Here is a 14,117-nt window from a genome sequence, read left to right as displayed (position 1 = left end):
AATACCGGGTTATGAATAGTGCTGAGATTACTGATGCTTCGTTCCGGGCGGCGGTCGAAGCCATTGATTGCGGGGATGTTGTTGTGTTGCGAGAATTGCTGGAGGCTGATGCTTCGCTGGTGGTTCGGCGGCTGGACCGGCCGGCGGAGGGGTATTTTGCGCGGCCTTACCTGCTATGGTTCGTGGCGGAAAATCCTATTCGTCATGAGAAGCTTCCGGCGAATATTGTAGAGGTGGCGGAGGTGATCCTTTTGGCGTTGCGGGCCGGCGGAGATCCCGGCTATTCTTTTATTGTCGACAATACTATGGGGCTGGTCTGTACCGGGCGTATTCCAAAGGAGTGCGGGGTACAGATCCCGTTGATGGAGCTGTTGGTGCGTTATGGCGCCGCGGTGAAGGGGAGTGTGCTGGGGGCGATCGGGCAGCGTAATTTCGAGGCGGCGCGATGGTTGCTGGCGCATGGTTCTTCTTATGATCCTGGGACGGCGGTGGGGTTGGATGATGTTGAAGGGGCTGCGCGGCTTGCGGGTGAGGCGACGGCTTCGCAGCTGTATGTGGCGTTGGTAGTGGCGGCATTCTTTGGGAAGGCGGAGATGATCCGGTTGTTGCTGGGGGCGGGTGTGGATGTGAATGGGAGTGGGACTTCGGAAGATTTTGGGGGCTTTCATTCGCATGCGAGTGCGTTGCACCAGGCGGTGCATTCCGGGTCGATCGAGGCGGTGAGGTTGTTGGTGGAGGCGGGGGCTGATCGCTTTGCGAAGGATAGTGTGTATGGCGGGACGCCGATAGGGTGGGCGAGGTATATGCGGGAGGAGGCGGTTGGGGTGGAGGAGAAGGGCAGGTTTGGGGAGATCGAGGGGTTCCTGGGGCAAGAAGTTGGTTGAATGGGATGCGGAATCGTTCGGAAGGGGTTAACTGATTTATATGTCAACTGGATAATAAATTAAACAAAGTTCGCCGCGGTGCCGATACTGAGCTATATTCCGGTCAATGAGAAAAATTCTTATCGTCGGCGCTTCATCGGGCATTGGTCAGGCCCTCGCCGGACAGTTAGACGAGGAAGGTGTGGCCGTCATTTCGCTTTCACGTACGAGTCCGGCTGTAAACGTCGCGCAGCATATCGCTTATGACATCCGTTCGGTGAACGAACCTCCGCCCTTCGAAGAAGCGCTGGACGGATTGGTTTACTGCCCGGGATCCATCTTGCTTAAGCCATTCCGACATTTGAAAATCGGCGACTACAGGGAAGACCTCGAGATCAATTTTCTCGGTGCGGTAAGGATATTGCAGCGTTTTCAGTCCGCCCTGGCCAGGAGTGGCAACGCTTCCGTCGTTCTATTCAGTAGTGTGGCGGTTGGTGTGGGGATGCCTTATCACAGTTCAATCGCGGCCTCAAAAGGCGCGGTGGAGGGATTCGTGAAAGCGATGGCAGCCGAATGGGCTCCGGCCATCCGCGTGAACGCTATTGCGCCATCGCTTGTTAAAACGCGGTTGTCGGCAAGGCTCATCGACACGGAAGCTAAGCTTTTGTTGGCGGGGCAGCGTCATCCGCTACGCAGGGTTGGAGAACCTGAAGACATAGCGGCGATGGCAGCCTTCCTTTTGTCGGACAAGGCATCCTGGATCACCGGGCGGGTGATTGGGGTCGATGGCGGTATTGGATCGATCAGGCAGTGAAGCCGGCGGGCGGGCGCTGGGGGCTTTGGCTGTTAAAGATAGAATCCGGCCCGAAGCGCTACGCGGCGGTAGATAATTTGCTCTGCTTGTTGTCCGGGAGGGGTCATGCTGGTCGATTGGTATCGATAGCCGATGCTAAGCAAGAAGCCTGCGGTATTGTTAAACGGGATGCGGAGGCCGAGGCCGGTGGCATATAAGAAGCCCCCTTTGAAGACCGATCCATCGGGTGGACGTTGGGTGATGTTCTTACCAAGGCCCAGGTCAACAAAATAGAACAAAGAGAAAGGCTTCCTTTGAAGAAGATCTCCCCTTACCGTCCCGAATAGGGGAATAACCGTCTGCGTTGCATAGAGATCGGCTCCCGCGCCCAGGCCCGGAGACGCTGCCGGATGGAAACGGAAGCACATTACGGTTTGAAACGAGAACGCTGCCGTCGTCACTCCGTCGACGGTGGTCTTGCCTGCGATGAGAGGGCCGAGCTCAGTAAAATTCGTCCACCGACGCTTATTTTGGTCGCGGATTAACCAGGGCGGCGCGGTTTGCGTGCTATCCACTTCGCGGCGGGGAAAAACAAAGACGGAGCCATCATGGGTTTGGATACTCAGGCTGGAATCGCTTCGGGCCAGGATCCGGCCGCGGATAACCCAGTGGTTGTGCAAGAACACCACGTCTTCCCGGGTGACCGGCTGGGCTTGGCCCGAAAGCCAACTGGCGGCAAGCAAAAGAATGATCCAGCTTTTTCTGGCCATAACCGGCTTCACTAATTGTCTGCCCATTTTTTGAAATCTGCGACCCGCTCCCTGCTGACAATGATATCATCCCATCGCACAGGGGGCTTTAAAAACAGCCGCAGACGGTGATTGACGAAGGGTCGGACGGACTCTATTGCTTTAGCGTGCACGATGATGCTCCGGTTTATGCGGAAAAAAGCGGTAGGATCAAGCATTGTTTCCAAGTCTTCGAGGGTGTGGTCTACGAGATAGCGGGTATTGTCGGCGGCTATCAGTTGAACGATGCGGTTTTCGGCGTGAAAAAGGGCAGTATCGGTGGCTGGTACGAACGCAAACTTCTGGCCGATGCGACCCAGGAAGCGGGACTTATACGGACGTCGCATTGTGGGGACTGCCGTTACGGACGCTTTGGTCGCGGCAGGCGGCAGAAAAATGCCCGTTGCGGTGCTCCGGTTTTCCACCGGCGACTGTGAGATTGAATTGGCCTGCAACAACCGCATCTTGCCGATGGATCTCGTCAGGGCTTCCAACGTTATGGGTTTCAGCAGGTAGTCGATACTGAGAACCTTAAAGGCATCCATGGCGTAATCGTCATATGCTGTCGTGAAAATGATCGGAATGTCGATGCGAACCTGTTGGAAAATTTCAAATGCTGAACCATCGGCCAGGTGGATGTCCATCAGAACAAGGTCGACGGGTTCTGCCTGTTCCTGGAAAAACCGCAGACAGGCTCCTACGCTTTCCAGGGTGGCGACGATCCGGGTGGCCGGATCCACCTGTTTGAGCAAAAGAGCGATGCGCTCGGCGGCAAGTTTCTCGTCTTCAATAATAAGGACGTTCATGACACGGGTCTGATGAGGGGTAATGATACTGAAAAGACCTCATTTGTCTTTTTTATGTTTATATGTTGGCGGCTAATCAGCGTGTAACGTTGATCAATGTTGTTCAATCCGGTCCGGGTTGACCCTTCCAGCGGCGTTTTTGTCCGCAGGCGGTTTTCTACCAGCAGGCGATCATCGCCTTCTGTCCGAACGGTGATCCTGAGGGGGAATTCCCTGGATACGACATTGTGTTTGATGGCGTTTTCGATAAGCATCTGCAATGCGACCGGTACGATGAGATAGTCCCGGAGGTCAGGATGGATATCGAGTTGGATATCAATGCCGTCCGGAAACCGCTGGTGGAGCAGAAAAAGGTAATGATCGAGGAATGCGAGTTCTTCGGCAAGCGGCACGAGGTCGCGGCGCTGGCTGTTCAGAACATGGCGGTATACGATACTGAATTCCTCGATGAATTTATTGGCTTCGGGGCGTTCCTGCAGTACAAGAGCGGAAAGAACGTTGAGGTTGTTGAAAAGGAAATGAGGATTCACCTGGCTTTGGATCGCCTGAAGTTGCGCCTGGGCGTTGGCCCGCCGGAGGGCTTCCGTTTCGGACTCTTTTTCTCCCAGCCGGCGCGAAACAAAATAGATGGAATGCACTACATGGAGGAAGAGATTGATCCTTGTGCCAAGGGTAACCATCAACTTTGTCAGAATTGGAAGTCTTGCTGCTGCCGCAGGAAAGGCCCACCGGACGGTACCGTAGGCCAGCAGGGCCGAGATCAACCCGGAATAAACGACACTGATGCCGAATCCGATCGCCAGCGGATATGCCGTCGCCCAAGGGCCGTTTCGGGGATGGCGCCTGCGACGCTCCATTCTGCCGACGCCTTGTTCAATCCACCGGTTGCCTTCCCAAACGGCGAGGATCAGGAAGAGGAAAATGCAGGCGAGGAAACCCGGGGACCCGGGGATCGGATAATACTTTGGCGCCTCCGTAAAGGCTACATTCCAATACGTGTAGCCCGCGAGAAGAAGAATAAAGCCATATCGGTATCGGGTTTTGAACATATTCAATCGGAAACAGGGATCGGCCTGGGGCGACCCGGCCGATCCTTTTGCAAGCGGTATCAGGGTAATAAGACCTGGTCGATAACATGGACCACCCCGTTAGTCGCCATAATATTAGTCGCGATGATATTGGATGCAGTACTATTGGTCATACCCTTCACCTTTGCCCCTGCACTGAGAGAAATGGTCAGGCTCTCGCCGTTTGCCGTCATGACTTTTGCGCCATCGGTAAGATCGGAAGAAAATGCCCGGCCGGGAATCACATGATAGGTAAGTATTTTCGTCAGAGTGGCAGGATCGGCGGCGTTGATATCATTGATGGTTGCAAAACCCGCAGCCCGGAAGGCGGCATTTGTCGGCGCGAAAACGGTAAAGATGCCACCGCCGGACAAAATGGCGGCCACGTTGGTACTCCCCTGGCTGGCGCGGGTGACAGCTGCTACAAGATAGGAAAAATTGGTGTCGGCCTGGGCGGTTTGCACGAGGTTGCCGGCCGGCGGGATGAGAACTTTTGCAAGGACATGAATAACCCCGTTGCTGGCTGCGACGTCCGCCTTTACCACCTTAATGCCGTTGACAAATACCCCGTTGGTATTGTTGGTCACGAAGACCGAGTCGCCGCTTGCAGTGACGACCTTGGCATTGGGACCCGAGGGGACCTGGGCCGCGGGCACTTTGGATGGCAGGACATGATACAATAGAATGGTCTTTAATGTAGCCGCAGGGATGGATGCCAGTGCCGACGCGGTTAATCCCGAAGCAGCAAAAGCCGCGTTATTCGGGGCAAACACGGTAAACGGACCGGGACCGGAGAGTGTGGTGGTGAGTCCCGCCGACCCCAGGCCGCCCGCCAGAAGCGAAAAGCTGGTATCGGTAGTCACCGTCTGCGTAATGGTAGCCGGTGAAGGCGTCGGGTTGTCATGGTTTTTTTTACAGGCCGTTTGAGTAAGGAAGAGCGTTGCCGCGATGACCGGCAGTGCCAGTGAAAAAGCAGTTCGCTGCTGCCAAATGCTGTTCAATTTCATAATGAATTGTTTTATATCATGACAACAAAATATTGCACCTGATTCCTGCCGACCCGCATGAATCGTCATATTACGGTAGTGAATCGTCAAATTATCCGGTTGCTATAGTAAGCAGGCCTGCGTGCAGGCCGATGCTGACGTTTTTTTTGCGAAACTGCAGAAATGTCTTAACAAACGGGCGCACGGTTGTACCTTGCCGGTAAATTGGGAACTTTGCCATAGCGGTTTCCCCGGACAATATACCGATGGATACACTGGACACCTTTTCAATGATGGATATCGAGAGGCTCACGGGCATCAAAGCTCACACGCTGCGCGCCTGGGAAAAGCGATATGGTGTGCCGTGGCCAAAGCGTTCCGCAAAAAACATCCGCTATTTCGACAATGAGGACCTGAAGCTGCTGCTGACCATCCGGATGTTGAATAAGTTCGGATGGCGAATTCAAGCGATCGCGAAAATGTCTGCCGAAGACCGGGAATTTCATTTACTAAAGGCAATCGCGGTGAACGGCGGGGATGCGCACATCAATGAGACCCTACTTTCCAGCCTTTTACATGCCGATGAGCGAAAATTCGCGAATGTATATCATTCCCTTGTTACGCGACTTGGAACTGAACAGGCCTTTATACAAGCGCTACTGCCTTTTTTTGAGCGTGTGGGTGTTCTTTGGCAAACCGGCACTATCGAGCCGGCCCAGGAACATTTCTTTTTCAACCTTGTCCGGCAAAAACTCCTTGCCGCGGTCGATGGACTGGGGCTGGTCAACAGGGTGGAGAAGGGAACCGTTTTGCTTTTCCTTCCGGAGCATGAGCTGCATGAGTTGGGTCTTTTGTTCTATAACTATGCGTTACGCGCCCGGGGTTATCGAACGATCTATCTGGGACAGTCGGTGCCGTTGAAGGGCCTTGAGCGAATGATCCGGATGACATCTCCTGAAATGATCATTACCGGGATCACCCATCAGGCAAATCCTATTCCTTTTGATGCTTTCTATAAGGACCTGAAGAAAATAGCAGGTCGTGCGAAAATTTATTACACGGGCCTATTTATCGCACAGGTGAAACCGAAGTATAAGGGAATACTCGGCACAGAGGATCTCATTAAATGGCTTCAATCGCAGCCGGTTTTACTTCAGGTTCCGGCATAGCGGTTTAGGTTCCGGAAGCGAGAACGGCCGTCAAGGCTTCCACTGTCTTCAGGAACTGTACTTTCTTCCCCGTGAACGAGCGGAGTATGGATGTGCCTGATCCGGCTGCGTAGATATTCTTTCCTGAAAATGATTCTTCAAATTGCTGCAGATGAGGCAAGGCGTGTTTCGGCAATTCCTGGTAAACACTGAAGAAAAGAATGTTGTCCGGCCGGATGTCGCGCACTGCCGTGGGAAGTGCCGACCAGGGAACGTTTGCGCCGAGATAGATCACCTCCTTCCCTGACAGACGGATAAGATTATGGGCTACCAATAGACCCAGTTCGTGAAATTCGTTCTCGGGCAGGAACAACAGCCATTTTTCCGAGTTGGGCCTTGCGGACGGGATGGCTTCCACTGCAGCGCACAATTTCTGCCGAATGATGTTGCTTACGAAGTGTTCCTGGGGGGGTGAGGCCTTATCGCATTTCCAGAGCATGCCTACCCGTTCCAGCATTGGAAGAAGAACGAACTGATAGGCGTTCTTTAACCGGTAGCGCCCAACACAGTGGTCATAGATGTTTTCAAAACGGGTGATATCATAGCTCATACCGGCTGCGATCAACTGGGAGATAAAATAACGTTCCGTCTGGGTGTTGCTTCTATATGCGGATTCCAGCAATACTTCCAGCCGGTCGTCAGGAAGGGGCGCCACTTCTGATGCCCGGTAGCCGGCATTTACCAGGCTGACCATCGTCAGCAATCTTTTCATCTGGTTGCTGTCGTAATAGCGGGTGTTGCCCAGCGACCGACTGGGGGAAAGCGCTTTGTACCTTGTCTCCCATGCGCGGATGGTATGCGGCTTGATGCCCGAAAATCTTCCCAGTTGGGAAATAGAAAAGAGGGCCATTTTGTCTAATTATTATCTAAAAATAGTTAAACAAAATGACCTGTGCAAATAAAAAACCCGGCCGGTCGGCCAGGCCGTTGTTTAGCCCGCATAAATATAATCAGTGGTAATCTTCTACAAAAGAAGGGTGGGACAGGTCAGGGAGTATTTTTGTCTAACATTTAAATCGTTTATGTTAGACACTATTCCACCCTTGTACAATGAAATCCATGATACTCCGGTTCGACCCGATGCCTTTGAAATGGACGATGAGACCAAGATCCTGCTCATTGCCAATCATTTTGAAGAGATTATGCAGATTCTTGGCCTGGATTTGGCGGATGACAGCCTGAAGGACACTCCCAACCGGGTTGCCAAAATGTATGTCAAGGAGTATTTCAGCGGGCTTAACCCGGCCAACAAGCCGGAGATATCGCTTTTCGAGAACCGGTACAAGTACAATAAAATGCTGGTTGAGAAGAATATTACCGTCTACAGCAGCTGTGAGCATCACTTTGTTCCGATCGTAGGTAAGGCGCATGTGGGCTATATCAGTACCGGAAAGATCATCGGGCTTTCCAAATTGAACCGGCTCGTCCAATTTTGCGCCCGGCGGCCCCAGGTGCAGGAACGGCTTACCATTCAGATCTCGGCTATGTTGAGGGAGGCCCTTGGCACAGAGGATGTGGCGGTAGTGATCGATGCGGTGCATCATTGCGTCGCGTCCCGTGGGGTGGGAGATACCAGCAGCAGCACGATCACGGCCGAATATACCGGACGATTCCTGAATAGCGGTATCCGGGAAGAGTTTCTACGGTATGCAGGCGTGGCGTGATTGATTTTGATGGATCGGACTTTCCGTTTCATTATTTCATCTTCAACGGGGCTATCAACAGACTTTTCAGAACCGTCGATCCACCAGGCGCTTCACAAAGACTCTGACGGCAGGATCTTTTTCCATCGCCCAGCTTCGCAGCAGTTCGCTGTCCGTCGGTTCATAGACGTCCTTTCGCGATTCGTCGGCGGGTAATTCCCTGATGGGTATCAGTATGAGAAATTCGGGTTCTATGTACTCGTAGTGCCTGTCCGTGGTGATTCCCTTCACCTGCACGAACCGGAATCCGCTATCGATGAGATTTTGCAGGACATGCAAGGTTAAAGGGATGTCGGCACCAAGGCTATCGCCAATCGCTTTACGCATTTCAAATAAATGGTTGGTCTTTTATAGTACGCGCTTTGACTGTTCTTTGTTCGCTTAAGGGTCGCGATTGTGAACGAACTGTTATTTGCCGGTTGTCAACCGTCGCAGGCGCCGCCGAACGGACGAACAAACAGACTATAGGGCCGGTTATACGTTGGAAATACATTTTTTATTTATGTTCAAATTAAAATCGATGAGGATGAAAATGCTTAAACGAATCGCAGCAGTTGTTGTTTCCAGTCTTTTCTTTACAAGTGTGTCCGCCCAAATGACGGGGGACATTGTCGACGTCGCGGCAGGATCGAAGGATCACTCGACGCTGGTCGCAGCAGTTAAAGCCGCCGGATTGGTTGAGACCTTAAAGGGAAAGGGGCCTTTCACTGTTTTTGCCCCCACCAACAGTGCCTTCTCGAAATTACCTGCCGGAACGGTGGATAATTTGCTGAGGCCTGAGAATAAGAGTCAATTGTCGGCGATACTTACCTATCACGTGGTGTCCGGAAAACTGGACGCGAAGGCGGTTCTTGCCGCGATAAAAAAAGGCGGGGGGAAAGCTTCCCTCACCACGGTATCCGGTGGCACATTGACGGCCATGCTCGAGAATGGGAAGGTGGTCCTTGTCGACGCCAAGGGGGGCAAGTCGACGGTAACGGCTGCTGATGTTAAGGCAAGCAACGGTGTCATTCACGTTATCGACACCGTATTGATGCCCTGACGGTGGAAATGGGAATGGTTTGCTTACAGGCGCCTCCACTATTGGCGGCGCCTTTTTTTGCTTTCCGGCTATTTCAAAATGCTATACACATTTATCGCATGTCCTTCGGGGTCCGCCACCGTGATAGCCTGTCAGGGATGCAATCGAACTCCAACCACGGTGAACATCCCGGAAGCCTGAAGGTATATTGGCTTTTCGAGCAGTCCCACCAGGAATGGATTCGGCAATGCAATGAGTGCCTCACCTTGCCTGAGATAAAAATCAGTCCCGAACGTGAATACCAACTCGACATAACTGTCCGGTAACACTTCAAATACGGGATTTTCGTCCGGCAGGCGCCGGGTAATTGCCCAGAAACACTTGATGCTGTCGGACATTGCGGGATGGGGCGCTGATTCCATATGCATAGACAATCACTTGTTTTTTTCGGGAGGTTGTCCGTTATGGTCTGCGCCGGTAGTTGACGCTTCGTGGATGCCTACCGACCGCCAGGGAGTCAATATCTTTCGACACATTGCCTTCCCAGTCCGCCAGTTTTTCCCTATCTATCGCATATGCAATTGAATCAGCGATAGAGAATTCGCCCGGTTTGTGTAAGGATACCTTATAAACCGCCCGGTAGCCGATCGGCGTGATCGAATCGGCTGTTCGAAGTGCTGCATTGAGCGAATCGAGAACATGGTGGAGATAAGCGAGTTCGTCGTGAAGGGTCGTTATTCTGTCAAGGTCGTCTTTAAGCGGTATTTTTTGCGTTGCGACGGCTTTACTCATACTGTCTGATTCGCGGGTGAGTCGACGCATGGTCCGCAGAAAGGGATAGCGTTGGTGGATCAGGCCGCTTTGCTGCGTTAAAGTATCGATCCCTACCAATTCGAAAGAGTCGAGAATAAGGGTTGAATCCCGGGATAATAATTGCCGGGCGAACGACGACCGGACGTCCGGGAGAATGATCCTTTTTGTGGGATTCTTATCCTTGCAGCCGAGGGCGAGGCCAAAAAGAAGAAATCCAAAAAGAAGACAGGCGTTTTTGGGGGCTAATTCAGGGTCTCGCATGGTTGAACAGCTAATTATAACCTTCCTTCTGCTAAGGTATCGCTCAACCCAAACAAATGGCGGGTATGTTAAAATTTGGCGGGCAATTCGGGTCAGTAAGTGAAACAAGCTTTTAGTTGTATTTATGAGTCAGGAAAAGGCGAGGGCTTCCAATACACCACGTTATTTATTCTTTGGCTGTCGGTAATGGTTAGCCCGGATATTGAGGGCGGCTGCCCTCACCGTCTCGGCAATTCGCCGGGCCCTTGTCGCTGGTTGTTTTGCGTTGTGGATCCATTCGAGGATATTTTTTTTCGAAGACCTTGAGTTTCTTCCGGCCTGCTAAACCTACGGAATTGCCGGGAATTTGACAATACCTCAGCGGGTATTATCCGGATCGACCTTCACTTGTTTAAATTTTTTGGCGGAATGCGGTGTGAAAGTTGAACATTGCCCTGAAGAAGACTGCACCCATTAGTACTATTTTTGCATATGCAGACAAATATGAAACGGATATTGCCTTTTGCCAACCTGATGGCGCTGATCGCCACGATCGCAATAAATTACCTTTCCAACAGCGGGCTGTTGCAAACGGAAACGATAGCGGCCGTTTCAGCGCGTTACCCGACGCTGATCACCCCTGCGCCCTATGCTTTTGCCATCTGGGGTCTCATCTATATCGGGCTTGCCTGTTTTGTCGTTTACCAGCTGAAGAGAAAGCCGGAAACAGAAATTATCGTCGGCCAGGTGGGCTGGTGGTTTGTCCTGTCCTGTATTGCCAATTGCTGCTGGGTCCTGGCCTGGATCCATGGGTGGACCGGCCTTTCGGTTCTGCTGATGCTCGTGCTGTTAAGCAGCCTGCTGAGAATTATGGTTAGTACGGATATGGAGATGCCGGATGCGTCGTTGAAGACCATTGCCTTCGTCTGGTGGCCCTTTTGTTTGTACATCGGTTGGATAACCATGGCCATTGCGGTCAATATTGCGGCGTGGCTGGTAAGTGCCGGATGGGGCGGTTGGGGTATCGGGCCTGAAGCATGGGCAATGCTCGTATCGGTCATTGCCGGAGGAATCTATCTGTTGCTGACCTGGCGCCGGAATATGCGGGAGGCGGCCCTTGCCGGGACCTGGGCGCTCATCGCTGTCGGGATTGCCGATCGGGCCAAGGCGCCCGAGGTATCCACGATTGCCTACCTGGTGGCCGGGGTGTTGTTCATCAGCACTCTTGTTCATGCCTTTAGAAACCGGGACACCTCGCCGTTCAGGAAACGGCATGGATAAGACGATCCCTTCCCTGATCTGAAAATCGGGTCAGGCGCTCCGGATGGCTTGCTTGTTAGATTTATTTTAAAAGTGGGCGTTAAATTTAAACAGGCGTATCTTGCCAGGATTCTCCTTTTTATATTGTAGACCGGTCGACAGGGTTTTTGTTTATAGCGAGTCTAACGAATCGGTTGACCGTAACGCTTCCACATAGGCGGTCTTTCCCAAGGCAGGATGTGTGCTTATTATGAGTAGAGTCTGCGTTGTATTTCCTCACCAATTGTTTAGAGATCACCCGTTCGCCGGAAAAGGGATGCCCGTGGTGTTGGTGGAAGAATGGCTTTTTTTCAAACAGTTCCCGTTTCATCGAAAAAAGTTGGTGCTGCATCGGGCGTCCATGAAGGCGTACGAGACATGGCTGATGGAGAAAGGCACGCAGGTTAGATATGTTGAAGCAAGTGCTTTGGAAAGCGATTGCCGGGTACTAGTGGCGGCCCTGGCAGAGGCCGGAACAACCGAAATATGTATCGCCGAGTTGGCCGATGACTGGCTTCGGAGAAGATTGGTTGGCGCTTGTATGCAATATGGTATTCTGGTGAAGAAGGGGCGAAGCCCCAATTTTCTGAATACGGTGGAAGAAACGGAGGGCCTATTTCGCGGGGAAAGGAAATATTTTCAGGCAGATTTTTATATCCGGCAGCGCAAAAGCCGAAAACTATTGCTTGATGGGCTGGGACGTCCTCTTGGCGGCAAGTGGAGTTTTGATTCGGACAACCGGAAGAAATTGCCGAACAATGAAGAGATTTTCGGGCTCGAATTGCCCGGGGAGAACAGGTTTGTCGCCGAGGCCAGACAATATGTCGATTCGATTTTTCCGAACAGCTTTGGCAGCGACAAAGCGGACAATCTTTTTGTGACGACGTTTGAGGAAGCCGACGCATGGCTGGATCGATTTATTTCGACGCGATTGGGCAAGTTCGGGGTTTATGAGGACGCGATGGTGGTCGGGGAACCGGTGTTATATCATTCGGTATTGTCGCCGATGCTGAATATCGGTCTGCTTGATCCAGGGACGATCGTCAAGAAAGTAATCCATGCAGCGCAGGGCGGATGCGTGCCGTTGAATTCAGTCGAGGGATTTATCCGGCAGGTCGTAGGGTGGCGAGAGTTCGTTCACGTCGTGTATGAGCGTGAAGGCGGGTTTCAACGAACGCGTAATTTCTGGGGCTTTTCGCGAAGGATCCCGGCCGGTTTTTGGACGGGCAAAACAGGAATCGATCCGGTGGACATCGTCATTCGGAGGGTATTGGAATTTGGATATTGCCATCATATCGAGCGGTTGATGGTCCTGGGCAATTTCATGTTGCTTTGCGAATTCGATCCCGATGAGGTTTATCGATGGTTCATGCAGTTATTTATAGATGCATACGACTGGGTCATGGTTCCGAACGTTTATGGCATGTCGCAGTATGCCGACGGCGGGCTAATGACGACCAAGCCGTACATCAGCAGCAGCAATTACCTGTTGAAGATGGGAAGTTTTGAAAAAGGTCCCTGGCAACCAATATGGGATGGGCTTTTTTGGCGTTTTATGAGCGTTCACCGGGATTTCCTGGGCAGGAACCCCCGGATGGGTATGCTCATCCGGACTTTTGACCGCATGTCGCCGGAGAAGCGGCAAGCTCATTTAGCCGTGGCAGAGGAATTTCTACGGGGTTTGGATGGGACGGGAGCGGCTTAGACCCCGTTTGAAGCCGCGAGCCATTCGAACCAGTTGGCGTAGCGGAATTCATAGTGCAGGATATCCTGCAGGTATTTACTGGTGACGATCTTCCACAATTGTCTTTCCATGATAAAGTCCGGTGGTGGGATGCCTGCTGCACCCGCAACCGAGGTGTAAAAGGCGGCTTTCGCGGGATGGTGCGGCGCGACGGCGTTCACGGTGAGGTTTACGTACGGCCCTTCTATAAGTCTTGTGGAAATGCCGATGCAATCCTCCAGGTGTATAAGATTGACGGGAGCGAGCCCGTTTGGGATGTTGTCACGGCCCTTGAAGAAGCCGGCGGGTGAACGGCCGGGCCCTATCAGGCCGCCGAATCGAATGATGAGGGAATTGAGTGCGGTTTGACTTCGGAGCATAGCTTCTGCCTCGAGGACTAACCTTCCTGATCCCCTGGAAGGATTCGTCGCCGAGAGTTCATCCACAGTGTGGCTATCCTCGTCGTATACGCTTGTTGAACTGGTGTAAAGGATTCTGGGTATGCCGGCGGACCTGGCGATCTGTACCAGGTTTTGGATGTTATCGATGTATCCATCCCCGGATTTTGGGGGAAGGGTAATTACCAGGGTCTCACAATCAAAAAATGAGAAAACAGGAGAGTCCCGACCTGGAAGCATCCGGACATCCAATAAGAATGGAGTTGCTCCTACGGCCTGGATGGCGGGAATCCTGGCGGCGGTGGTAGTTGCGCCGTTCACCCGGTGGCCCCTGCTTACGAGCCGCTTAGCCAGTGGCAGGCCAAACCAGCCACAACCCAGAATGCTGATGTTCATATGAGAGGTTGTG

General features: G+C 52.5%; 16 protein-coding genes and 1 pseudogene. 7 read left to right on the top strand and 10 right to left on the bottom strand.

Annotated features, from left to right (window positions below; translation table 11 throughout):
• Window positions 1–11 precede the first annotated feature (11 nt).
• Complete coding sequence (locus VHE34_RS06605; RefSeq protein ID WP_325585933.1) at window positions 12–884, top strand: ankyrin repeat domain-containing protein; 873 nt, start codon at window positions 12–14, stop codon at window positions 882–884.
• A 106-nt stretch (window positions 885–990) separates the two neighbouring features.
• Window positions 991–1,677: an SDR family oxidoreductase gene (locus VHE34_RS06600; RefSeq protein ID WP_325585931.1), complete on the top strand. Its 687-nt coding sequence runs from the start codon at window positions 991–993 to the stop codon at window positions 1,675–1,677.
• A gap of 32 nt (window positions 1,678–1,709) precedes the next feature.
• Here the strand turns inward: VHE34_RS06600 and VHE34_RS06595 are convergent, their stop codons facing one another.
• Genes VHE34_RS06595 through VHE34_RS06580 form a run of 4 tightly spaced genes read right to left on the bottom strand, consistent with a single transcriptional unit; the run spans window position 1,710 to window position 5,324 of the window.
• Window positions 1,710–2,426: a hypothetical protein gene (locus tag VHE34_RS06595; protein ID WP_325585929.1), complete on the bottom strand. Its 717-nt coding sequence runs from the start codon at window positions 2,424–2,426 to the stop codon at window positions 1,710–1,712.
• 11 nt (window positions 2,427–2,437) lie between these two features.
• Window positions 2,438–3,250: a LytTR family DNA-binding domain-containing protein gene (locus VHE34_RS06590; RefSeq protein WP_325585927.1), complete on the bottom strand. Its 813-nt coding sequence runs from the start codon at window positions 3,248–3,250 to the stop codon at window positions 2,438–2,440.
• Window positions 3,247–4,299 (bottom strand): sensor histidine kinase, encoded by a 1,053-nt coding sequence (locus tag VHE34_RS06585; protein ID WP_325585925.1) that lies wholly within the window; start codon window positions 4,297–4,299, stop codon window positions 3,247–3,249. Before VHE34_RS06585 ends, VHE34_RS06590 begins: the two co-directional genes overlap by 4 nt.
• A 59-nt stretch (window positions 4,300–4,358) precedes the next feature.
• A complete protein-coding gene (locus VHE34_RS06580; RefSeq protein ID WP_325585923.1) occupies window positions 4,359–5,324 on the bottom strand; it encodes a fasciclin domain-containing protein in 966 nt (321 codons plus the stop codon).
• A gap of 245 nt (window positions 5,325–5,569) precedes the next feature.
• Between VHE34_RS06580 and VHE34_RS06575 the strand changes: the two genes are divergently transcribed.
• Complete coding sequence (locus VHE34_RS06575; RefSeq protein ID WP_325585921.1) at window positions 5,570–6,472, top strand: MerR family transcriptional regulator; 903 nt, start codon at window positions 5,570–5,572, stop codon at window positions 6,470–6,472.
• A gap of 4 nt (window positions 6,473–6,476) precedes the next feature.
• Here VHE34_RS06575 and VHE34_RS06570 read toward each other — a convergent pair whose 3' ends face one another.
• Complete coding sequence (locus tag VHE34_RS06570) at window positions 6,477–7,361, bottom strand: MerR family transcriptional regulator (RefSeq protein WP_325585920.1); 885 nt, start codon at window positions 7,359–7,361, stop codon at window positions 6,477–6,479.
• 172 nt (window positions 7,362–7,533) lie between these two features.
• Between VHE34_RS06570 and folE the strand changes: the two genes are divergently transcribed.
• Window positions 7,534–8,175 carry a GTP cyclohydrolase I FolE gene (gene folE / locus VHE34_RS06565; protein WP_325585918.1) on the top strand — a complete coding sequence of 214 codons (642 nt, stop codon included), beginning with the start codon at window positions 7,534–7,536 and terminating at the stop codon, window positions 8,173–8,175.
• A gap of 66 nt (window positions 8,176–8,241) precedes the next feature.
• Here folE and VHE34_RS06560 read toward each other — a convergent pair whose 3' ends face one another.
• The gene (locus VHE34_RS06560; protein WP_325585915.1) at window positions 8,242–8,541 is read right to left on the bottom strand and encodes a hypothetical protein; all 300 of its coding nucleotides are present in this window, start codon (window positions 8,539–8,541) and stop codon (window positions 8,242–8,244) included.
• A 205-nt stretch (window positions 8,542–8,746) separates the two neighbouring features.
• Here VHE34_RS06560 and VHE34_RS06555 point away from each other — a divergent pair, with 205 nt between their 5' ends.
• On the top strand, window positions 8,747–9,256 hold the full coding sequence (locus tag VHE34_RS06555; protein ID WP_325585913.1) for a fasciclin domain-containing protein: 510 nt from the start codon (window positions 8,747–8,749) through the stop codon (window positions 9,254–9,256).
• A 131-nt stretch (window positions 9,257–9,387) separates the two neighbouring features.
• Here VHE34_RS06555 and VHE34_RS06550 read toward each other — a convergent pair whose 3' ends face one another.
• The 3 genes and pseudogenes from VHE34_RS06550 to VHE34_RS31105 all read right to left on the bottom strand — a co-directional run.
• Window positions 9,388–9,663, bottom strand: coding sequence for a DUF6597 domain-containing transcriptional factor (locus VHE34_RS06550; RefSeq protein ID WP_325585911.1), 276 nt, complete (start codon window positions 9,661–9,663; stop codon window positions 9,388–9,390).
• A gap of 34 nt (window positions 9,664–9,697) precedes the next feature.
• Window positions 9,698–10,309, bottom strand: a complete 612-nt coding sequence (locus VHE34_RS06545; RefSeq protein ID WP_325585909.1) for a hypothetical protein — start codon at window positions 10,307–10,309, stop codon at window positions 9,698–9,700.
• A gap of 162 nt (window positions 10,310–10,471) precedes the next feature.
• Window positions 10,472–10,603, bottom strand: a pseudogene (locus VHE34_RS31105) (YdeI/OmpD-associated family protein); the annotation flags it as partial.
• Between the two features lie 189 nt (window positions 10,604–10,792).
• Between VHE34_RS31105 and VHE34_RS06540 the strand changes: the two are divergent.
• Both VHE34_RS06540 and VHE34_RS06535 read left to right on the top strand, forming a co-directional pair.
• Window positions 10,793–11,569 carry a hypothetical protein gene (locus VHE34_RS06540; protein ID WP_325585907.1) on the top strand — a complete coding sequence of 259 codons (777 nt, stop codon included), beginning with the start codon at window positions 10,793–10,795 and terminating at the stop codon, window positions 11,567–11,569.
• A 229-nt stretch (window positions 11,570–11,798) separates the two neighbouring features.
• A complete protein-coding gene (locus VHE34_RS06535) occupies window positions 11,799–13,292 on the top strand; it encodes a cryptochrome/photolyase family protein (RefSeq protein WP_325585905.1) in 1,494 nt (497 codons plus the stop codon).
• Here VHE34_RS06535 and VHE34_RS06530 read toward each other — a convergent pair.
• On the bottom strand, window positions 13,289–14,104 hold the full coding sequence (locus VHE34_RS06530) for an NAD(P)H-binding protein (RefSeq protein WP_325585903.1): 816 nt from the start codon (window positions 14,102–14,104) through the stop codon (window positions 13,289–13,291). The two genes, VHE34_RS06535 and VHE34_RS06530, sit on opposite strands and share 4 nt — an antisense overlap.
• Between the last annotated feature and the right edge of the window lie 13 nt (window positions 14,105–14,117).

This window comes from Puia sp. (genome assembly GCF_035546395.1).
Classification (GTDB): Bacteria; Bacteroidota; Bacteroidia; order Chitinophagales; family Chitinophagaceae; genus Puia.
Note: the sequence above shows the minus strand (reverse complement) of the source record. Positions and strands in the feature narration are given on the sequence as shown.